Origin of the sequence: Halobacterium jilantaiense (assembly GCF_900110535.1) — an archaeon.
Lineage (GTDB): Archaea > Halobacteriota > Halobacteria > Halobacteriales > Halobacteriaceae > Halobacterium > Halobacterium jilantaiense.
Map to the genome: position 1 here is coordinate 2,664,370 of NZ_FOJA01000001.1, position 20,479 is coordinate 2,684,848.

General features: G+C 69.1%; 20 protein-coding genes and 1 tRNA gene. 11 read left to right on the plus strand and 10 right to left on the minus strand.

The genetic code is table 11. The features are described 5' to 3' along the window. Nucleotides 1-63 precede the first annotated feature (63 nt). The 5 genes from BMW35_RS13895 to BMW35_RS13910 all read left to right on the plus strand — a co-directional run bounded on the left by BMW35_RS13895 (nucleotide 64) and on the right by BMW35_RS13910 (nucleotide 3,344). On the plus strand, nucleotides 64-1,326 hold the full coding sequence (locus BMW35_RS13895; RefSeq protein ID WP_089670135.1) for a hypothetical protein: 1,263 nt from the start codon (nucleotides 64-66) through the stop codon (nucleotides 1,324-1,326). An 85-nt stretch (nucleotides 1,327-1,411) separates the two neighbouring features. Further along, nucleotides 1,412-1,573 carry a DUF7560 family zinc ribbon protein gene (locus BMW35_RS15730; protein WP_177170851.1) on the plus strand — a complete coding sequence of 54 codons (162 nt, stop codon included), beginning with the start codon at nucleotides 1,412-1,414 and terminating at the stop codon, nucleotides 1,571-1,573. 112 nt (nucleotides 1,574-1,685) lie between these two features. After that, the gene (locus tag BMW35_RS13900; protein WP_089670136.1) at nucleotides 1,686-2,144 is read left to right on the plus strand and encodes a pyridoxamine 5'-phosphate oxidase family protein; all 459 of its coding nucleotides are present in this window, start codon (nucleotides 1,686-1,688) and stop codon (nucleotides 2,142-2,144) included. A gap of 78 nt (nucleotides 2,145-2,222) precedes the next feature. Further along, the gene (locus BMW35_RS13905; protein ID WP_089670137.1) at nucleotides 2,223-2,867 is read left to right on the plus strand and encodes a helix-turn-helix domain-containing protein; all 645 of its coding nucleotides are present in this window, start codon (nucleotides 2,223-2,225) and stop codon (nucleotides 2,865-2,867) included. 84 nt (nucleotides 2,868-2,951) lie between these two features. Beyond that, nucleotides 2,952-3,344: a winged helix-turn-helix domain-containing protein gene (locus tag BMW35_RS13910; protein WP_089670138.1), complete on the plus strand. Its 393-nt coding sequence runs from the start codon at nucleotides 2,952-2,954 to the stop codon at nucleotides 3,342-3,344. A gap of 251 nt (nucleotides 3,345-3,595) precedes the next feature. Here BMW35_RS13910 and BMW35_RS13915 read toward each other — a convergent pair. Then, nucleotides 3,596-3,680 (minus strand) — tRNA-Leu (locus BMW35_RS13915). Nucleotides 3,681-3,801: 121 nt separating this feature from the next. On the opposite strand from BMW35_RS13915, the gene BMW35_RS13920 reads away from it, so the two are divergent. Next, a complete protein-coding gene (locus BMW35_RS13920; protein WP_089670139.1) occupies nucleotides 3,802-4,365 on the plus strand; it encodes a DUF420 domain-containing protein in 564 nt (187 codons plus the stop codon). 15 nt (nucleotides 4,366-4,380) lie between these two features. Here the strand turns inward: BMW35_RS13920 and BMW35_RS13925 are convergent, their stop codons facing one another. The 5 genes from BMW35_RS13925 to BMW35_RS13945 all read right to left on the minus strand — a co-directional run bounded on the left by BMW35_RS13925 (nucleotide 4,381) and on the right by BMW35_RS13945 (nucleotide 8,533). After that, nucleotides 4,381-5,202, minus strand: a complete 822-nt coding sequence (locus BMW35_RS13925; protein ID WP_089670140.1) for a hypothetical protein — start codon at nucleotides 5,200-5,202, stop codon at nucleotides 4,381-4,383. Between the two features lie 165 nt (nucleotides 5,203-5,367). Next, a complete protein-coding gene (gene purF / locus BMW35_RS13930) occupies nucleotides 5,368-6,840 on the minus strand; it encodes an amidophosphoribosyltransferase (protein WP_089670141.1) in 1,473 nt (490 codons plus the stop codon). A gap of 193 nt (nucleotides 6,841-7,033) precedes the next feature. Beyond that, nucleotides 7,034-7,210, minus strand: a complete 177-nt coding sequence (locus BMW35_RS13935; protein WP_089670142.1) for a 50S ribosomal protein L37e — start codon at nucleotides 7,208-7,210, stop codon at nucleotides 7,034-7,036. Further along, the gene (locus tag BMW35_RS13940) at nucleotides 7,207-7,389 is read right to left on the minus strand and encodes an LSM domain-containing protein (RefSeq protein WP_089670440.1); all 183 of its coding nucleotides are present in this window, start codon (nucleotides 7,387-7,389) and stop codon (nucleotides 7,207-7,209) included. The genes BMW35_RS13935 and BMW35_RS13940 overlap by 4 nt, the downstream gene beginning before the upstream one ends. Before the next feature lie 85 nt (nucleotides 7,390-7,474). After that, the gene (locus BMW35_RS13945; protein WP_089670143.1) at nucleotides 7,475-8,533 is read right to left on the minus strand and encodes a M20/M25/M40 family metallo-hydrolase; all 1,059 of its coding nucleotides are present in this window, start codon (nucleotides 8,531-8,533) and stop codon (nucleotides 7,475-7,477) included. 95 nt (nucleotides 8,534-8,628) lie between these two features. On the opposite strand from BMW35_RS13945, the gene BMW35_RS13950 reads away from it, so the two are divergent. The 3 genes from BMW35_RS13950 (at nucleotide 8,629) to BMW35_RS15735 (ending at nucleotide 10,135) form a co-directional block, all read left to right on the plus strand. Then, complete coding sequence (locus BMW35_RS13950) at nucleotides 8,629-8,904, plus strand: MYXO-CTERM sorting domain-containing protein (protein WP_089670144.1); 276 nt, start codon at nucleotides 8,629-8,631, stop codon at nucleotides 8,902-8,904. A 46-nt stretch (nucleotides 8,905-8,950) separates the two neighbouring features. Next, a complete protein-coding gene (locus BMW35_RS13955; protein WP_089670145.1) occupies nucleotides 8,951-9,907 on the plus strand; it encodes a zinc-dependent metalloprotease in 957 nt (318 codons plus the stop codon). Nucleotides 9,908-9,985: 78 nt separating this feature from the next. Beyond that, entirely contained in the window at nucleotides 9,986-10,135 is a 150-nt protein-coding gene (locus BMW35_RS15735; RefSeq protein ID WP_177170852.1) for a hypothetical protein, read from the plus strand. 28 nt (nucleotides 10,136-10,163) lie between these two features. Here BMW35_RS15735 and BMW35_RS13960 read toward each other — a convergent pair whose 3' ends face one another. Further along, entirely contained in the window at nucleotides 10,164-10,715 is a 552-nt protein-coding gene (locus BMW35_RS13960) for a hypothetical protein (RefSeq protein WP_089670146.1), read from the minus strand. Nucleotides 10,716-11,250: 535 nt separating this feature from the next. On the opposite strand from BMW35_RS13960, the gene BMW35_RS13965 reads away from it, so the two are divergent. Beyond that, the gene (locus BMW35_RS13965) at nucleotides 11,251-13,953 is read left to right on the plus strand and encodes an ATP-dependent helicase (protein WP_089670147.1); all 2,703 of its coding nucleotides are present in this window, start codon (nucleotides 11,251-11,253) and stop codon (nucleotides 13,951-13,953) included. Between the two features lie 54 nt (nucleotides 13,954-14,007). On the opposite strand, the gene BMW35_RS13970 is transcribed toward BMW35_RS13965, so the two are convergent. Then, on the minus strand, nucleotides 14,008-15,099 hold the full coding sequence (locus tag BMW35_RS13970) for a sensor histidine kinase (RefSeq protein WP_089670148.1): 1,092 nt from the start codon (nucleotides 15,097-15,099) through the stop codon (nucleotides 14,008-14,010). A 72-nt stretch (nucleotides 15,100-15,171) separates the two neighbouring features. Continuing rightward, nucleotides 15,172-17,871 (minus strand): ATP-dependent helicase, encoded by a 2,700-nt coding sequence (locus BMW35_RS13975; RefSeq protein ID WP_089670149.1) that lies wholly within the window; start codon nucleotides 17,869-17,871, stop codon nucleotides 15,172-15,174. A 353-nt stretch (nucleotides 17,872-18,224) separates the two neighbouring features. On the opposite strand from BMW35_RS13975, the gene BMW35_RS13980 reads away from it, so the two are divergent. After that, complete coding sequence (locus tag BMW35_RS13980; protein ID WP_089670150.1) at nucleotides 18,225-18,971, plus strand: MBL fold metallo-hydrolase; 747 nt, start codon at nucleotides 18,225-18,227, stop codon at nucleotides 18,969-18,971. Here the strand turns inward: BMW35_RS13980 and BMW35_RS13985 are convergent. Next, on the minus strand, nucleotides 18,968-20,437 hold the full coding sequence (locus BMW35_RS13985; RefSeq protein ID WP_089670151.1) for a globin-coupled sensor protein: 1,470 nt from the start codon (nucleotides 20,435-20,437) through the stop codon (nucleotides 18,968-18,970). The genes BMW35_RS13980 and BMW35_RS13985 overlap by 4 nt on opposite strands. Between the last annotated feature and the right edge of the window lie 42 nt (nucleotides 20,438-20,479).

The following is a 20,479-nucleotide window of genomic DNA, read 5'->3' on the forward strand; positions in this document are numbered from 1 at the left end:
CATTTCAATACCCGGTTTGCGGTCAGGGTATCACTAAGTACCCCCGGACGAAATCCCGGTGGTATGCCCGGCGACTTCGCGGCCCGCGTCTACCTCGCGGCGCTCGGCAGCCAAGACCTCGCCGACGCCTTCGGCGAGGGCTACGAGACGGCAGCCGAGCCGCCCGCGGTCTCCGGCCTCCTGCGGTCGCTGTCGGACACGCACGCGTGGGCGACACGCGAGACGGACGTGGTCGCCGACCTGGAGCGCGGCGACTACGTCGTCTTCCACCGCGACTGGGGGCTGCGCGCCGTCGGCCAGGTGTGGTCGACGACCGCCGACAGCGACGAGGTGGCGCGACACACGCGACTCGACGACCCCGCGGGCGAGTGGGGGCTGGTGACGCTGACGAACGTCCAGCCCGCGCTCGACCACGTCTCGCTCAAGTCTCTGGACGTGGACGACGCCCGCCGGAGCCTGTCGCTGTACCGCTTCGACGACGACACCGCGGCCGACCTCCGAGCCAGATACACGACGCCTGCGCGGTTCGTGGAGGAACTGGTAGCGAACCCACTGGCCTTCGATGTCCCGCCCGGCGGCACGCCACCGGACCGCCGCCCGGAGAGCACGGGTCGTGCGAGCGATAGCCTCGACCTCCCGGACACCCCGGTCGACGCACACCTCGACGCGCTCGACGACGTTCGGGCGACCGCGTTCCGCGTGCTCGCGCTCGGGTCGTTCCTGCTGGCGGCGACGCTCGCCGTCGTCGAGCGCTACCGCGTCAACCCCGAGTCGTCGTTCGCATTCACGCCCGCCGTCTGGCTCGGCATCGCGGGCCTCGTCGTCGGCGGCGCGCTCGCGACAGGCGTCGTCGTTCACGGTGCGCTCCGTCCCCGGCCGGGGCTGCCGGCGTTCACGCGCGAGCAGACCGGCGCGGTCGAACGCGCCGGCACCACCGACCGCGGCGCGGACGCCGCCAGCCACGTCGCCAGCACGACCAGAGCCTACTGCGCGCACCTCCACACCGTCACGCGACGGGTCGGCGTCGCGACGGCCGCCGCCACCGTTGGCGTCCTCGGCGGGTCGGTCTACGTCGCGTACGGCCTCGCCGCCCAGGTCACGTCCGCAATCCGGCCGCTGTCGCCGGTCGCGCTCGTCGGCTTCCCCGTCCTCTGTGTCGCGGCCGCCGCCTACGTGCTCGCCCAGCACAGCGACCTCCCGACGCCGAATCTGCCGTCGGTCTCTGTCCCGGACGTGCCGCGGCCACCGGGCGTCGGTGACGCGCTCGCAGCGCGCCTCGACGCACTCCGGCGGCGACTCGCATCGTTCGCCGGCCGCCTCCGGTAGGCGCGAGCGGCCCGCTGTGAGTTCTTCCCAGACCACTGGAACGAGGGCGGGCCATTTATCCCGGGCTGCCGAATACGCTGGTACGATGAGCGCCAGCGAGGACATCGTCTTCACCTGTCCCGACTGCGGGGAGACCATGGTGGTCAACCCCGCGATGCGGGACGCGCTCGTGGCCAACGGCTGCGTCGTCTGCGGCGCGGCCGTCGCCGAGAGCGCCTTCGAAGTCGCGGACGCCCCCCAGGAGTAACCACGCTACGGGCACGCTGTTTCTCTCCGTTAGTCGTCGCTGGCCGGCAGCCACCCCCGGAGCGAGATGGCCAAGTATAAAGATTATCGAGGGTAAGGTGAGCCAACGACCGATGGCCCTGGACCAACAGACCGAGATGTCGCGGGCGGAGACGGACGCCTTGCTCGCCCGCCACGAGACCGGGGTGCTGTCGCTGGCGGACGGCGACGAACCGTACGCCATTCCGATTTCCTACGGGTACGACGCCGAGGCACAGACGTTCTTCCTCCGGCTGGTGTCCACGCCCGACAGCGAGAAGCGGACGTTCCTCTCCTCGTCGCCGCCCGTGCGGCTCGTCGTCTCGGAGGAGACCGAGCCCGAGTACCGGAGCGTCGTCGCGAAGGGGACGCTCCGGGAGGTGTCGACCGACGAGATGACCGTCGAGCGCATCGAGCAGTTCGGCGACGCCAAACGCCCCCTGTTCGAAATCTGGGGCGAGTCGAAGACCGACCTCCGCATCCAGCTGTACGAACTCGACGCCCACGACATCAGCGGCCGGTACATCGAACTGGACCCCAGCGAGTACGCGTAACGCGGTGTCGCCGGTCGCCGCGCGGACCGCGGCGTCCTCCCCGGGATTCTTGTACCGCTGCGTTCCTGTTGTCTGTAGATGCCCGCCGGTATCCGCGTCACCGTCTCGTTCCCGCGGCCACCGGTCTGTCCCATCGCCGACCTCTCCGAGCGGGCGGGAACCACCGTCGAGGACGTGTCCACGAGCGTGAGCGTCGACGGCGACCCCGTCACGGAGTTCCTCGTCGACGCCGACGCCGTCCCCGACGACTACGAGCACGACCCAGTGTTCACGTACACGGACCGCCACCTCTACCGTGTCTGCCACGGCGCTGAGACGACCTGCCCGTGTACGACGCTCGGCGAGTACGACACGCCCGTCGACCGGTTCCACGCGGCCGGCGGCGACCTCCAGGTCGTCTTCCACGCCCGCGAGTTCGACGACGTGCAGGCCATCGTCGGCGAGTTCCGGTCGCGCTTCGACGACGTGGACATCGAGCGGCTGGTGCGTGCGCCCACCGGCACCTCGGCCCGCGACACGGTGTTCGTCGACCGCGGCCGGCTCACCGACCGCCAGCTCGAAGTCCTGGAGACTGCCTTCGACGCCGACTACTTCGAGCGACCGCGCGGCGCGACGGCCCAAGAGCTCGCCGCCGACCTCGGCATCGCGCCGTCGACGTTCACCGAGCACTTGCTGGCCGCCCAGCGCAAGCTCCTCGGTGACGCGCTCGACACCGACGACTGACGCCAGCACAGCCGAGGGGACTTAAACCACCCACGATACTGGGGGTCAGAATACCTCCCCCCGTGGTGCCTCCCATCGAGTACAATGAGTCAGTCCCAGATGGCACGCGCGACCCGGCAGGACGACGCCGAGGAAACTGTCACAACCACCGAATCCGTGCAGGGCGTCCTCGACGCGCTCGACGACGAGGAGTGCCGCGCCATCCTCGAAGCCACCAAGCAGGAGTCGCTGACCGCCGCCGAAATCTCCGAGGAGTGCGACCTCCCCTCCTCGACGGCGTACCGCAAGATCGATCTCCTCGACGATGCCGACCTCCTCACCGAGGAACTCCGCATCCGGCGCTCCGGCAAGCACGTCAGCGAGTACGCCTGCGCCATCGACGACGTCACGCTCTCCGTCGGCGACTCCGGCGTCGAACTCTCCGTCTCCCACACGGAACCCGCCGTCACCGACCTCGCGAACCCCTTCGCCGACTGATTCGATGGCCGCACAGCTCGCGGACACCGACGACTACTGACATTCTGCGCTCGTCTCCGCCTGCACGCACCAGCGAACAGCACCGCCGCTATCCGGGACGACTGTACAGTTGGACAGCCAGCCGGCTGTCGAACGTAACTTCGGTAGGATTGTGCGTGGGTGATGTCCCGAAAGGGGAAATCACCGTGCATCGCGGAAGCCTCGGCGGCAACGCCTCGGCGTTCGGTGAGCGTGAACGCTCACCCGTGCGATGCGTGGGACCGGATTCGAACCGGTGAACCTCTACAGGACAGCGCCCTCAACGCTGCGCCTTTGACCTAGCTCGGCTACCCACGCTCGCGCGTGCTTTCCGCACTCAACCGTACCCGCCCCCGAATTAAAACCCCTACGATTCGGCTGTCCCGCGTCTCGGACTCACACGGAAACCGCTATGGGGCGTCCGGCCGAAGCCCGGCGCATGCAAGAGGGGTTCGCGCGCCGCCACGTTCGGTCGCTGACAGCCGTGCTCTCGGTCGCCTCTATCGCGCTCGTCGTCGCCGCCGTCCGGGGCGTCGTCCCGAGCGGCGCACTCCCGCACGCCCCGCAGTGGTTCGTCGACGCCATCCCGCCGCTGAACGCCGCCATCTCCGCGGCCGCCATCGGCACTATCGTCGTGGGCGTCCGGAAGATTCGGGCGGGCAACGTCGACGCCCACCGGAGAGCGATGCTGGCGACGACTGTCCTCTTCTTCGCGTTTCTCGGCCTCTACCTCTACCGGCTCGTCGTCCACGGAACGACGGAGTTCGCCGGCCCCGAAACCGTCTACACGTTCGTCTACCTCCCGATTCTGGTCGTCCACATGGGGCTGGCGATGGTGTCGATTCCGCTGGTCTACTACGCCCTGTTGCTCGCCGGCACCCACTCCGTCGCCGAACTCCCCCAGACACGCCACCCGACAGTCGGCCGGTTCGCGGCCGGGGCCTGGCTCGTATCGTTCGCGCTCGGCATCGTCGTCTACCTCATGCTGTACGTGCTGTTCTGAGCGCGTTACAGGCAATCAGGTGTCCGCGGACGCGTTCGCGGGCACCCAGTCCGCGCGCTCGACCGGTTCGGTGGGTGACCACGTGAACTCGTCGCGGTGCCGGCTCCGGGAGCGTTCGGTCTCTCTGACCCACCCGCGCTCCATCGACAGCACGCGTCCAGAGGACGCGACGACGATGGTCGCGTCGAACTCCACGAGCGGCCGCTGGCCGCTGTACGTGTCGTTCACTGACTCGAGTGTGGTGCGCCAGCGGCCGTCGACGTACTCGGTCCCGGAGACTGTGTAGTTCGCGTTCGACAGCGCGGCCTCCAGGACGCGGTCTTTCACCCCGGCGTTCACGACTACGTCGTCGGAGATGCCGGTCCGGTTCCGGGTTCGAATCGTCACGTTCCCGGTGGTGGCGACGCGGGACACGAGCACGGAGTCGTTCGCCCAGAAGGACTCGTCGAGGGTCGTCTCGCTCGTCCCGTTCACGGTCCGGGAGCCGTCGAGTGTCCACGAGAAGTAGGTAGCGTTCGGCGAGAGCACCGCCGTCTCGCTCGCTTCCACGGCGACGCTTCGGTTGCCTACGGTGCCGCTCGTGTCGGTGACGCTGTCGAGGACCGCGCCGTGCTCGACGACGTGGGCGCGGTGCGCGTCCACGAGCGCGGAGACGTTCTCGATGCCGTCCGCCGAGACGCCAGCCGGGTACTCGGGCGGCCCGACCGTTGTCGTGGCCGGTGTGGCTGTCGGTTCGGTCGCGTCGGTGGTCGCCGTCGTTGCGGGCCCGTCCGCGCCGCTACAGCCGGCGGTCACGAGCAGCGCCGCGACGGCGACGGTGAGGAGGAGGCGTCGCACACGCCACCGTTCTCGGTTCCCGAGGCATAAGCCATCCGACGCTGTACAGCGACTGCAACTCTGTGCGGCGCGTTCACACTTGTTTCGACTGTCTCACTGTCGGTTTCGTTCCCGCCGCCCGCGGCGAGAGCATCCCCCAACCCACACCGGACACCCAGAACGGTGTCAGTCGTCAGCGACCGAGTCGACGTCCGGCCGCTGGACCGGGCGGTCGGTCGCCTCGCCGTCGACCTCGTAAGGGTACTCGCCGGTGACACAGCCCGCACAGAGGTCGGCGCGGCTCTTCCCGATGGCCGCGGTGACGGCGTCCAGCGAGAGATACGAGAGGCTGTCAGCGCCGACCTCCGCGGCGATGTCGTCGGCGGTCCTGTCGGCGGCGATGAGCTCGTCTCTGGTCGCCATGTCGATGCCGAAGTAACAGGGCGCTTGAATGGGAGGCGCGCCGATGCGGACGTGGACCTCCTCGGCACCCGCCTCCCGTACGAGGTCGACGAGCTGGCTGCTCGTCGTGCCGCGCACGATGGAGTCGTCGATGATGGTGACGGACTTCCCCTCGACGGTAGACTTGATGGGGTTGAGTTTGAGGCGGACGGCGCGCTCGCGGGCCTCCTGTGTCGGCATGATGAACGTCCGGCCGACGTAGCGGTTCTTCATCAGGCCCTCGGCGAAGTCGACGCTCTCGCCCTCCTGCTGGGCCTGCTCGGCGTAGCCCGAGGCGAACGCGCGTCCCGAATCCGGAACGGGCATCACCACGTCGCTGTCGACGCCGGCCTCCTGCCAGAGCTGGCGACCGAGTTCCCGGCGGACCTCGTAGACGAGTTCCTCGTCGATGACGGAGTCCGGGCGCGCGAAGTAGACGTACTCGAAGAAGCAGTGGGCGGTGTTGTCGACGTCGACGAGCTGGTGGGAGTCGAACCCGCCGCCGTCCTCGTGAAGCACGACCAGTTCGCCGGGGCGGACGTCTCGGACGACTTCGCCGCCGACGGTGTCGATGGCGGCGGACTCGCTGGCGATGATGTAGCCGTCGTCGAGCTTTCCGATTACGAGCGGTCGGTTTCCTCGGGGGTCCCGGACGCCGAGCACGGTGTCGTCGTGCATGATGGTCAGCGAGTACGACCCGTGGATGCGCCCCATCGTGGCTTCGACGGCGTCGACGATGTCGGCGTCGAGGAGGTTCCGGGCGAGGTCGTGGGCGATGACCTCGGTGTCGCCGTCGCTCGTGAACGCGTGGCCGCTGCCCGCGAGTTCGTCGCGGAGCTCGTCGGCGTTGACGAGGTTGCCGTTGTGGCTCAGGCCGAGCGCGCCGCCCTTGAACGAGACCGAGAACGGCTGTGCGCAGGACTCGTCGACGCTGCCCGCCGTCGGGTAGCGGACGTGGCCGATGGCAGCCGGCCCGTGGAGGGCGTCGATGTCGTCCTCGTCGAAGGCGTCCCCGACGAGGCCCATGCCGACGTGCTGGTGTTGCTGGAAGCCGTCGTGGGAGACGATGCCAGCGGACTCCTGACCGCGGTGCTGGAGCGCGTACAGGGCGTAGTACGTCGGCAGGGCGGCGTCGCGGTCGGCGAGCGACGCGCCGACGACACCGCACTTCTCGGTCGGGTGGTCGAACTCGGGTGGGTCCGAGGGGCCCCCTTGCATACCCTCGCCTTGCGGACACCACCCGGTAAAGCTTCCGCAACCGTGTCGAAATCACTCACTTATGGCGAGTAAGTATACACGAACGTGCTATCTTCTGGTCGGGGAGACGGACGCGTCGCTATCTGGTGCGGCGGATGTCTGTGTACACGGCGCTGCGGCTACGCAGTGAGAGACCCGAGAGAGGAGAAACCGTTCAGTTGTCGCCGGTCTTGCCCTGCCAGTCGTAGCCGCGGCGCTTCGCCGAGTCGCCGAAGCCACAGGAACTACAGACCTTCTTCTTCGTGTGGTAGGACTTCTCGCCGCACCGCCGGCACTTCGTGTGCGTCGTGGTGTTCTTCTTCCCCTGGCTCGGGGTTCCTGCGCCAGTCATGGTTTGATGGTGACGACGTTGTCGCCACGGATAATCGTTGTGTCTTCGCCTTCGATGACGACGTTCATGTGCTGGTCGTAGCCCGTGAGGACGCCTGTGAACTCCTCGCCGTCCTTCAGTCGGACGGTGACAGTCTCCTCGAGGGACTCCTCCAGCACGTCCAGTGGTCGGCCGCTCATACTCGTACGGGCGGCGGTGGCGTCCATAAGCGTACCGGACCGCTCCCGGCCGGCGAAAACGCCACAGAGACCACCGTGAGCCGGGTCAGAACTCGACGGCGAACGAGTCGCGGTCGCTCGCCCGCGCCGCGAATGCCGCCAGCAGGTCCGCGCCCGCGGTCAGGTCCGCGGTGTCGACGACCTCGGCGGGCGTGTGCATGTAGCGGTTCGGCACGCCGAGGTTCGCCGTCGGGACGCCGCCCTGGGCGGTGAAGAACGCGTCGGCGTCGGTGCCCGTCGTGAGCCGCTGGGCCTCCACCTGGAGCGGGAGGTCGCCGTTCTCCGCCGCCTCCCGGAGTTCGGCGACGACCTCAGGGTGGTTCGCGGCCCCGCGGGTGACAGTCGGGCCGTCGCCGAGCGCCACCTCGCTGGCCCGGTCTGCGGGGTAGTTCGGGTCGTCGGCGGCGTGCGTGACGTCGACCGCCACGACGGCGTCGGCGTCGAGGTCGAAGGCCACCATCTTCGCGCCTTTCGTGCCGAGTTCCTCCTGAACTGTGCTCACGGCGTAGACGGTGGCGTCCACGTCGTTCGCCACGGCGCGCCGGAACCCCTCGGCCGCGACCCAGAGGCCCGCCCGGTTGTCGAGCCCCCGGGCGTTCAGCCGGCTCCCGGCGAGGTCCTGTGTCTCTGCGACGACGATTCCGGGGTCGCCGACCGAGACGAGGTCGCGGGCTTCGTCCTCGTCCGCCGCGCCGATGTCGACGTGCTGCTCGGTGACCGACGGCACTCCCTCGTCTTTCTTCCCGCGGAGGTGGACCGCGGCCTGTCCGACGACGCCGTTCACGGGGCCGTCGTCGGTCTCGATTCGGATCTGACTGCCCCGGGTCACCGTCTTGTCGAGGCCGCCGACCGGCGAGATGCGGAGGAAGCCGTCGCCGGAAATCTCGGAGACGGCGAACCCGATTTCGTCCGCGTGGCCGGCGAACGCAACCGACGTGTCGCCGCCCTCGTGGACGGCGACCGCGTTGCCGTACGCGTCGGTCTCCACGCGGTCGGCGTACTCGCCGACGTACTCTACCCAGGCTCGCTGGGCGGCGGTCTCGTGGCCCGACGGCCCTCGGGCCGCCAGCAGGTCTTCCAGGAACGCGCGTCGCGTCTCGTCCATAGACTCCGTCCGCGCCGGTCCCCAATCAACTTCGGGGATGCGGGTCCGCGAGTCGCGCCACAACGGCTAAATGCTCACATGGCGAACAAATGAGCATGGGAATCCTCGAACTCCACTTCCACGAGTCCGACTTCAACTTCGCGCCGTCCGTCGGTGCCAACGACGACGACGACATCCTCGAGTCGAACAGCGAGGACGGCACGATGCTCGAACCGGACAGCGACCCCGACGACGGCGGGGCCGGCGCGCTGCTCGCGCTCGGCGTGCTCGTCGTACTGGGCGTGCTCGTCGGCCTGCGCCGCCGCCGCAACGGCGGCAGCGAGGAGGGCGGCGAGTACGGCGAGGACGAGGAGATTTCGATTTCGGCCTGACCGCCACCCCCGGAAGGGATTTGCGTCCCGAAGCCCGACGTTCTGTATGACGATTCTCGACAGCGCGCGCGCCGTCGCCGACGCCGAGGGCGACGGCGCGGTCGACTGGGACGCCGTCGCCAGCGCCGCGAAGGCCGCCACGCCGCCCGGCAGTCTCGACCTCGGGCCCGGCGAGGCCGACGCGTACGCGGCCGACGTGCGCGACGCCCGCGGCCGCATCCGCGAGGTGTCCGGTCTCGACTTCGACGTCCCGGAGACCGTCGAACTCCAGACCCGCCACCACTGGGTCGACGCGAACGTCGCGACGTTCCGGCGCGCGTTCGAGCCGCTGAACGAGCGCGCGTCCGTGCTCCCCGGCGTGGCTCGCGCCCTCAACACGGCGACGACGGCGGGCGCGCTCGCGTTCGTCTCCCGGAACGTCCTCGGCCAGTACGACCCGCTCCTGCTCGCCGACGGCGACGACGCCCACGCGCTGTACTTCGTCCACCCGAACATCGTCCGCGTCGCGGACAGCCTCGACGTCGACTTCGAGCGGTTCCGGCGCTGGATCGCGTTCCACGAGGTCACGCACGCCGCCGAGTTCGGTGCCGCGCCCTGGCTCCCCGACTACCTCGAATCCCGCATGGAGGCGGGCATCGACGCGCTCGGCGACGGCGACCTCCGGACGGAGGCGTTCGACGAGCTGAACGTCGCGATGACGGCCGTCGAGGGGTACGCCGAACTCCTCATGGACGAGGCGTTCGACGGCGAGTACGCCGACCTCCGGCGCAAACTCGACGCCCGCCGCCGACAGGGCGGCGGCCCCATCAACGACCTCGTGAAGCGCCTGCTGGGGTTCCAGCTCAAGCGCGAGCAGTACGAGCGCGGCAAGGAGTTCTTCACCTACGTCGCCGGCGAGCGCGGGCTCGAGGGCGCGTCGGTCGTCTGGGACGACCCCGAGTACCTCCCGACCGACGACGAACTCGACGTGCCGCCGCGCTGGCTCGCCCGCGTTCCCGCGTAGCTCTCGGGGCTGTGGCGTGCGTCGACCGACCCGGGGTTCTATTGCATTCGGTGTGGTACCATCCCGCAGGTGAGTGGAGTGCCAGAGACGTGTCCAGTCTGCGGGGAGGTGGTCGGCGTCCGGAACGCCGTCCACGTCACCGTGAACACGAAAGCCGACGCCGGCATCCTCGACGAGTACGTCTGTCGGTCGTGCTACCGGGCGGAACTCGCGCCGCTGGTCGCGTGACAGCCAACGCCGTCGGGTCGACGAGCGCCTACTGGAAGCCGCGGCCGACCTCGTCCTCGTCGACGAGGTCGTCGAGCTCCGCGTCCAGCAACTCTTCTGCGTCGGGGAACTCGTCGGCCAGCCCCTCGACGGGCTCCGGCCGGTCGTAGGGGTCGTACTCCATCGGCCCGAACGCCGGACTGTCCAGCGCGTCCATCACGTCCTCGAAGAAGTCGTCCGGGGTCGTCGGCGCGTCCGCGTGCGCCTGCACGACCTGCTCCAGTTGGCTGGCCTTCTCCTCGGCGTCGTCCTCCTCGACGGGCTGCTGGACCGCGAAGCGCCCGCCCGCGTCGTCGTCGGTCGGCAGGAAATCAGCGAGTCCGTCGTCGACTTTGCGGGCGACCTGCGTCCCCACGCCGCGCACCTCGTAGGGGTTCTTCGCGTACGTCTTGAGGTGGAACACGCCCTCTGCGGGGTGTCCGAGGTAGAGGTCCTCGCCGACCCCGGACGCCCGGTCGCCCGCGACGGCCCGCCAGTCGTCCGGGTCGCCCGACGATTCCACGACGTCCTCCACGATGTCGTCCCAGTCCCGTACGCGCATCTCGCTCACTCATTGACTGCTCGTAGACTTAAGTCGTGTCCTCGCTAGATTCCCTTGCTGGGAGTTGGTTCGTTCGCATTCTCTGGGTTTTCGCCGATAGGAAGCCCTCGGCGTTCTCGGCTCGGGGGCCTTGCTGCGCGCTTCACTCTCTCACTTCGTTCGGTCGTTGCAGTGCTTTCGTCGGCCGCCGTCGCCGACACCGCCTCGCCCTTCCAGTCCACCGGAAATCAGAGATTTCCGAGGTCTTGAGAGAGCGAAGCTCTCTCGGCGACCGCCAGGATGTCGGCCACCCAGCTGGCTACAGCCGACTGAGAACCCGGTAGACGGGTGGAATGAAAGGGGCAGCGTGCTCGGCGAAGCACGGCGACGGCAGCACCGCAGAGAGCGTAGCAACCGAGGAGCGCAGCGAGCCGCGCGAGCCGAGCACGCTGGGGCTTTCGAGGTGTTGGAGAGTCCTACCGATTCGCAACCATACCCACACCCAGAGACTCCAGAGAGCGACACCGTTATTCGCCGTCCGAACCACACCTGCTGCGTGAACGTTCGGGGCGAGGTCACCGACGTGGACGGGGTTCGCTCGGTGAGCACGCAGTACGGCGAGAAGGACATCTTCGAGGCGTGGGTGCGGCCGGAGCCCGGGGCCGAGTCCGTGCAGGTCACGCTCTGGGGGAAGTGGACCGAGACGGCCGACTACCTCGACGCGGGGATGGACCTGCTGGTGACCGACGTGGAGGAGAAAGAGTGGAACGGGGAGACGCAGTTCTCCACGGGCAAGGACTCGTTGGTGGTGGTCGAACCCGACTTCCTCGTGGACGTGACGAACATCCGGGAGTTCGTGCAGTGCCCGCGGATGTACTACCTGAACAAACTGCAGGGCCTCCCCCTCAAATACCCGGTGACGAAGGGGACCATCGTCCACGAGGTGTTCGGGGACCTGCTACGGGGCCGCGACCTCGACGAGTCCGTCGCGGAGCGCGTCGACGAGGCCGGCCTGGAACTCGGGCTGCTCGGCCGGAGCCGCGAGGAGGTCGAGGCCGACGTGCGGGACAACGCCAGCGCCATCGAGGGCTGGCTCCAGCAGGGCAAACTCACGGACGAAGACGAGTGGCGCTCGGAGTACACGCTCGTCTCGGAGCGCTTCGGTATCAAGGGTCGGTGTGACGCCATCCGGCGCGGGATGCCGGTGGAACTGAAGACGGGGAAGAACACGAACCGCGACCCCCGGTTCCACGACAAGGTGCAGGCGGCGTGTTACGCGCTGATGCTCGACGAGCGCGGCGTCCCCGCGGACACCGGCACCCTGCTGTACACGAAGAACGCCGCGGTGGACCGGAACGAGGAGTCCGGCGACCTCTCGCCCGCCAAAGAGTTCTCCATCGGTCGCGGGTTCCTAGAGTTCGTCGTCCGGGAGCGCAACCACCTCGCCGCCCTCGAAGCCAGCGACGGCCCGCCGACGGGGTATGAGGCCGACGCGAAGTGCGAGTACTGCTTCGAGCAGGACACCTGCATGGTGGTCTCGGGTCGGCTCGACCAGGAATCGAAGGCCGGCCAGCTCGGGAACCCCGTCCCCGAGGAGGAACGCGAGTACTTCGACGAGCTGTACGAGGCAATCGAGTCCGAGCGCGCCTCAGTCCACGACGAGTACCGCAAGCTCTGGGAGCAGACACCCGAGGAGCGCGCCGACGACGACCGCGCAGTCGTCGACCTGGAGCCGGCCGGCCAGAAAGAACTCCCGGACGGCCGCTGGCGAATGGCCGCCGACCGGCCCGGCAGCGCCGCCTCCAAGATTCGGGAGGGCGACCGCGTGCTCGCGTCGGACGGCGACCCGGTGACGGGGACGGCGGAGATGGCGCGCGTCGAACGACTGGACGCCGACCGCGTCGAGGTCACGGCAGACGAGCCCGTGGCGCTGCGGCGACTCGACGTCTACCCCTCCGAGCTCTCCGTCGACCGGATGCTGACCGCGCTCCACGACGCCGTGCTGAAGGGCGAGCCCCGCCGCAAGGACCTCCTGTTCGACCGCGCCGCTCCCGAGTTCGGGAGCGAGGACCACGGCCTGATTCCGAACAACGACGCCCAGAACGAGGCCGTGAACCGCGCGCTGAACGCCGAGGACTTCGCGCTCGTCCACGGGCCGCCCGGCACCGGGAAGACGTACACCATCGCGACGCTCATCCGGGCGTTCGTGGAGCGCGGCGACCGCGTCCTGCTCTCGGCGTTCACGAACCGCGCGGTCGACAACGCCCTCGAAGCGCTCCGGGAACAGGGATTCGAGGACGGGGTTGGCCCGGAGGGGCAACCGAACGAGGGAGGCGGCGATGCCGCCGACCACATCGTGCGAGTCGGTACGGAGACCGGCGTGCGGCCGGACATGCAGGACCTCCGACTCGACAAATCCGGGGACCCCGGGGAGCGCGCGGCCGCCCTGGAGTCCGCGCCGGTGGTCGCGGCCACCACGGCGACCTGTGGCTCCCGCATCCTGCGCGAACTGGAGTTCGACGTGGTGCTAGTCGACGAAGCCAGCCAGCTCACCGAGCCGGACACGCTGGCCGCCATCAACCGCGGTGACCGCTTCGTGCTCGTCGGCGACCACGAACAGCTCCCGCCGGTCGTGCGCTCCGGCGGCCGCCTCTCGAAATCCCTCTTCGAGCGGCTCCACGAGACGTACCCCGAGGCGTCGACGATGCTCGACCAGCAGTACCGGATGAGCCAGCGCATCCAGGCGTTCTCCAGCACGGAGTTCTACGACGGCCAGCTCCGCCCCGCCACCGGCGAGGTCGCCGGCCAGCGCCTCGCCGACCTCGGCGTCGACACGGGCGGGATGGTCTGCGACGGTGTCTCGTTCCGCGACGTGCCCGGCACCGACGACGCGCACGTCGACCCCGAGGAGGCCGACCGCGTCGCCGAGATTGTGACCGAGTACGTCGACGCTGGAGTCGACCCGGGCGAGGTCGGCGTCATCGCGCCGTTCCGCGCGCAGGTCGCAGAAATCGGCCGCCGCACCCCCGACGGCGTCGCCGTCGACACCGTCGACCGCTTCCAGGGCTCCTCGAAGGAGGTCATCGTCGTCTCGTTCGTCGCTCGCGGCGGCCTCGACGGCCCCATCTTCGAGGACCACCGGCGCGTGAACGTCGCGCTCAGCCGCGCGAAGAAGAGTCTCGTCCTGGTCGGCGACGAGACGGCGCTGCGCTCGGAGCCCCTGTACGACCGGATGGTCGACTGGGCGACTCTCGGCTGACCCTACTGCGCTGCCGGCTTCGGTGCCGTGGTGAAACCGTTCTTCGACTGATACCTACCGGCCGAGCAGGCTCGCCCAGGGAGACTGTCGCCCGTCCGCGTCCGGTAGCCTGACGCTGACCTGCCCCCCGGACGTGTCGTCGAACGCCACGCGCCCGCCGGACTCTCGGACGGTCCAGTAGACGAACCAGAGCCCGAGCCCGCTCGCGTGCGACAGCGAGGTCTCCTCGGGCTGGTCGAAGACCTGACGCTCGCTCGCCGGGACGCCCGGCCCCGTGTCTGCGACCTCGATTACGACCTCTCTCCCGGGTGGGTTCCGCACGCTCGCGGAGACCGACACGTCGTCGTCGTTGTGTTCGACGGCGTTCGAGAGCAGCTCGTACACCGCGTCCTCCAGCGCGGGGTGGGCGGAGACGGTCGCGTCCTCGCTGGCTCCCAGCCCGATGTCCGCGTCCGGGTAGTCGTCCTGCGCTCGCTCGGCGGCAGCCGCGACGACGGCGGCGGCGTCCAGCGCCCGGCGCTCGTCGCTCTCCCAGATGTTCAGAATCCGGCGCGCGCTCTCGCTGGTCTCGAGCAGCTTCTCGAGGTGGTGGCGCGCCACCTCGATGTCGTGGTCGTCGGTTCCCGCATCGCGTTCGAGGTTCTGGAGGTGGCCGTCCACGACCGACAGCTGGTTCCGGAGGTTGTGCCGGAGGACGCGCTGGTTCATCGTCAACAGCTTCACGAGGTCTGCGAGCCGCGTGCGCTTCTCCTCGGACGCAGCGACGTAGAGGCTGGCCTGCGCGCCGACGGCGAGCCCCAGCCACATCCCGAACACCACCATGAACTCGGCGTCGACGACCGGGTGGCCTTCGAGCAGCCAGATGGCCGCGATTGCGACCGCCAGCAGCGCGAAGCTCGCGCCAGTGGCGGTGGTCAGCCCGACGGCGCGGGCGAGTCCGCGGGCGCTGAGCGGCCGGTCACGGGCGTCGACTCCGGAGTACACGAGCGTCGAGGCGAGCGAGAGCACGATGAGGACTTCCAGCGCAGTCGAGAGCGTCCAGCCGGCGAGAAACCCGTAGGCGACGCCGGCCACCACACCGAGAACCGCGTACGCGTAGAACCACCAGTGGATGGCCGGCGACGAGCCACGAGCGCGTGCCCCCATAGTCTAGCCCTACACATCGGCGCACAGACTGTCAATGCGTCGGAAGTACACTCGGAGGGTTCGGCGGCCCGGTCAGTCTTCGAGCTGTTCGTGGACGCGCTCGTGGAACTCCCGCAGCACGGCGTCCTCGTCGTCGGCCAGCACCACGTCGCTCGCGGACAGCGTCGCCAGCCCGAACGACAGCGGCGACGGCGTGTCCAGGCTCGTCTCGGTCACGTCGACGTCGCCCGCCTGGAGTCGCGCGAGCACGTCTCGGACGCCAGCGAGGTCGAGTTTGTCCTCGATGAGCTCCCGGTACGTCTCGTCGATGACCGCGAAGTCCTCCAGTTCCTCGGCGAGTGCGAGCAACATCTCGCTGGCGACCTGCTGTTTGCTCGCGGACTTCTCGCGGCCCTTGTAGCGCTTGAGCACGAGCAGCGAGCGGGTCGCGTCGATGCGGAAGTACCGTTCGAGGAGGTCGGTGCCGTCCAGCGCGTCTCGGAGCGTCTCCCTCACGCTCTCCGGGTCGGTGTCTCGCAGCAGCCCCGCGACGTCGACCTTGCGGTTCAGCGGCATCGCCAGCGTGAAGCCGTTGTCGGCGACGGAGACGGCGACGTTCGCGTTCGTCTCGTTCGCACACCGGTACGCGAGCAGCCGGGAGAGCCCGTCGTTGAACCGCCGGCCGTACGGCGTGCGGACGTGGTAGCGCCGCCGGTAGTCGTCGCGGTCTTTTACCGTCTCGACGGCGATGCGTTCGTCCGTACTCACGCTCTCGACGCTGGCGTAGGCTAGCTGGTCGTCGTACATCCGGGCGAGCGCCCGCACCGCGTTGCCGTCGATTGGGAACTCTCGGAGCCAGCGCCGGACCGCAGACGCCCCGCCCTGCGCGTGTTTCTCGACGAGGTCGCCCTGGAACCGCGCGATTTCGCGGCCGAGGTCGAAGGACAGCGGCAGCCGTTCGGAGAACCACGACGGCACGGTCGGGCGCTCGCTGGTGCGGTCGACGTACACCTTCGACCCGCGGCGGTAACGGTACGCGAACCGGTCGCCGCCCAGCACGAACACGTCCCCGGATTCGAGGGTGTCGAGGTAGCTCTCGTCGAGTTGGCCGACCCACTCGTCGCCGCCGCGCACGTAGACGTTCACCGAGAACGAGTCCGGGATGGTGCCGATGTTCTGGAGGAGAATCGGGCGCGCCAGCCGCCCGCGCTTCCCGACGAGTGTCTCGCCCACGTCGAACTCGGAGTAGTGGTGTTCCCCGTCCGGGGCGTCGTTCTTGTCGCGCCAGATTTTCGCGTAGACGTTGCGGTCCTCGAAGCCGTCGTAGTCCGCGCGCAGGTACCGAATCAGCGACTCGTAGTCGGCCTCGCTGTACTCGCGGTAGGGGTACGCCGACCGCAGTGTCGCCGCCACCGCGGCCTCCCGAAGCGGGCCCTCGATTGCCATCCCGTAGACGTGCTGGGCGGCCACGTCCTGACACCGCTCGGGGATGTGGACGCGGTCCACGAACCCTCGTTCGGCCTGTCGGAGCATCACTGCACACTCCACGAGTTCGTCCCGGTCGAGCGCGATGACGCGGCCAGTCACCGTCCGGCCGGGCCGGTGGCCCGCGCGCCCCACCCGCTGGAGGAGGCTGGCGACGGACTTCGGGGACCCGACCTGCACCACGAGGTCGATGTGAGGCATGTCGATGCCGAGTTCGAGGCTCGTCGACGTCGTCGTCACGTCCAGCGCCCCCTCCTTGAGCTGGGATTCGACCGCCTGCCGGCGGTCCTTCGAGAGGCTGCCGTGGTGGCACGCCGAGCGGCCCTCGTCGACGACGCCGCGCCCCCGGAGATTCTCCAGCACGCGCTCGGCACCCGACCGCGTGTTCGTGAACACGAGCGTGCTCTCGTGGTCCTCGACGAGCCCGCCGAGCGTCTCGTAGAACGCGTCGTTGACCGCGCCACGGGAGGTGTTCACGAGGTCCGGCGTCGGGCAGTGCAACTGGAGGTCGTAGTCCCGCGCGAACCGCGCGTCCACGATTTCGCAGTCGCGGGGCTCCGGGTCGCCGTTCGCGTCCTCGTTGGCGTCAAACCCGACGAGGAACCGCGCGATGTCCGACAGGGGCTCGACGGTCGCCGAGCAGCCGACGCGCGTGAACTCGCCCGCGAGCCGCCGGAGCCGTTCGAGGCTCACCGAGAGGTGGGTGCCGCGCTTGGAGTCCGCGAGGCTGTGGATCTCGTCGACGACGACGTACTCCACGGATGCGAGGCGCTCCCGGAACTTCGGCGAGTTCAGCAGAATCGCCAGTGTCTCCGGCGTCGTGTTCAGGATGTGGGGCGCGGTCTCCAGCATCTGCTGGCGCTCGTAGTCGGAGGTGTCTCCGTGGCGAATCGCCTGCCGTACGTCCGTCTCCACGCCCCGCTCGGCGAGCCGGTCGGCGATGCCGTCGAGCGGGTTCGCGAGGTTGCGCTCGATGTCGTTGGCGAGCGACTTCAGCGGCGACACGTACAGGCAGTAGACGCCGTTGTCCAGCCCGTCCTCGCGCTGCTCGCGCTCGAACAGCTCGTTCAGAATCGCCGTGAACGACGCCAGCGTCTTCCCCGACCCGGTCGGCGCTGCGACGAGCGCGTTCTCGCCCTCGTGAATCAGGGGGATGGCCTCGCGCTGCGGCGGCGTCAGGCAGCCGCCGTCCTGCTCCGGCGGGCCGAACCGGTCGACCCACCAGTCGCGCACGGCGGGGTCGAGGACGTCCAGAATCTCGCGGTCGCTGGCGGCCGACCCGGCCAGCGCCCCCGACTCGCTCCCCATTGTCTGGCTCGGAGTTGGGACGCGCACGACAAGTGTCTGACGACGACCTGGGACTGCGTGTTCTCTTGATGCCGCCGCATCCGTGGTCTATAACTCCTCGCCCCTTCAGTCGGTCCGCTGCCAGCTGATCAGCCGGCATTGGGTGGACTGAACGGGGCTGCTCGCTCGACTCCCGGGCCTCGTTGCGCGCCTCGGTCGCTGCGCTCCCTGCGGTGCTTACGTCGGCCGGGTTCGTTGAGCGAGCAGGGGCTTTCGAGCTCTGGTACCAAGTCTGGGCAGAGACGACGCAGATGTAGTCACCTCACCAGCACGACCCCGGAATCGTTAACGGGCGCGGTACCCCCACTCCGAGTATGCAACTGACGTTCCTCGGCACGGGCTCGGCGATGCCGACGGGCGAGCGAATGCAGACCGGCCTCCTCGTCGAGGACGGCGAGGACCGACTACTGGTGGACTGCGGGAGCGGCGTGTTGCACACGCTCGCCCGCAGTGAGGTGGGCTACGAGGGCGTCGACACCGTCCTTCTCTCCCATCACCACCTCGACCACGTCAGCGACCTCCTCCCGCTGCTGAAGGCGCGCTGGCTCGCTGGTGAGGAGACGCTGACCGTCGTCGGCCCCGACGGCACCGAGGCGCTCGTCGAGGACCTCCTCGACGTTCACGAGTACCTCCGAGACCGGGTGGACCTGACACTGCGCGAGGTCGACGTCGGCAGCTTCGACGTGGCGGGCTTCGACGTGGACGCCATCGAGACCGAGCACTCGATGCCCGGGCTCGCCTACCGGTTCGACGGCGGCGAGGACGGCGACCTCGTCTTCAGCGCCGACACCGAGGCGTTCGAGGGGATGGCCGAGTTCGCGGACGGCGCGTCCGTGCTCGTCCACGACTGCTCGTTCCCCGACTCCGTCGACGTCTCCAACCACCCGACGCCCACCCAGCTCGGCGCGTCGCTCGACGGCGTCGAAATCCCGGACCTCTACCTCACCCACCTCTACCCGCACACCGACGGCGAACACGACGCCATGACGGAGGCGGTTCGCGAGGCGGGCTTCGACGGCGAGGTTCACGTCGCCCGCGACGGCCTCGGCGTCGACGTCTAGCTGAGCTTCGAGACCGTCTCGCGGACCTCCTCGACGGTCTGCACCTGGTCGTCGGTCGCGTCGGCGATGTCGTCGAGAGCGTCCGCAATCTCCCGCGCGCGGTCGTCGACCTGGTCGACCATCCCCGCGACCTCCTCGGCGCTCACGGCCTGGTCGTCGGTCGCCGACGACACCTCCTGCACGCCGGTGGCGGCGTCCTCGACCGCGTCCGTGATGTCCTGGAGCGTCTCCATCGCCTCCTCGACGCGCTCGACGCCCTCCCCGATGCGCTGGCTCACCTCGTCGAGCTGGTCGACGGTCTCCTCGGTGTCTTCCTGCATCCGTTCGACGAGCTCCTCGACGCGCGTGGACTGCTCGCGGGACTCCTCGGCGAGCGCCTTCACCTCGTCGGCGACGACGGCGAACCCGTCCCCGGCTTCGCCGGCGCGAGCGGCCTCGATGGAGGCGTTTAGCGCGAGCAGATTCGTCTGCTCCGCGATGTCGTCGATGACGCCGGTCACGGACTCCACGTCGGCCGCGCGCTCCCGGAGCTGTTCGACGTCCGCGGCGACACCGTCGGTCGCCTCGTCGATTTCGGTCATCGTGTCCAGCGCGTCGTCGGCGGCGGCCTCGCCCTGCTGTGCGAGCGCCTCCGCGTCCTCGCTGGTCTGGCGGACGTCGTCGGCGGTCGCAGCGACCTCCTCGATGCTCGCCGACACGCTGGATATCTCGCGGCTGACGTCGGTCATCCGGTCGACCTGCTCGTCGGTCGCGGCCCGCATGTCGTCCGTCCGCTCCGCGACGTCCCGGGAGGTCGTCTCCAGCGAGGACAGCGGCGCTTCGACGTCCTCCGTGACGGCGTCCGCCAGCTCCTGACGGCGGTCGATCTCCTCCTGGAGGCGCTGGGCGTACGAGTCGATGTAGGTGTCCATCGCCACCTGCTGGTCGAACGTCAGCAGCTTCAGCATCGGGAGGAACCGGGACACGAGTTCGTCGACGGCGGCCGCCGCCTCGTCGCCGCGGTCGGCCGTCACGTCCTCGGCGAGCGCGTCCAGCAAGCCCTCATAGTAGCGGGTGTACGCGCCCAGATACACTTCCGGGCCGAGGTCGAGGAAGTCGTGGAGCTTCCCGATGCGGGCGCGACCCTCGACGTAGTCGCGGTCGTACTCGCCGCGGCCGAGCCCTCGGAGGTACTGCGTCTGCGTGCGTTTCAGCTGGTCGACGGCCTTCGTGGAGCGACCCATGATGTCGACCGTGCGGTCGTGGCGCTGGAGGTGGTCGTAGAAGTCGTCGACGAGGTCGTCGGCGATCCGGTCGAAGAGGTCGGCCTCGTCGGCCAGCGCGGTTTCGTCGTCGTCGTCGAGACCCGTGAACGCCTTCCGCCAGGCGATCTCGTCGTCGTCGAGTCCGATTCTGTCGGCGAGGGCTGCACCGTCGACTCCGCGTCGGACGTCGTCGGTCACAGCGGGGGGCTTGTCAGCGACCATACCTCCGGTATCCGTCGCCACTTTTTATGCTTTACCGACGGT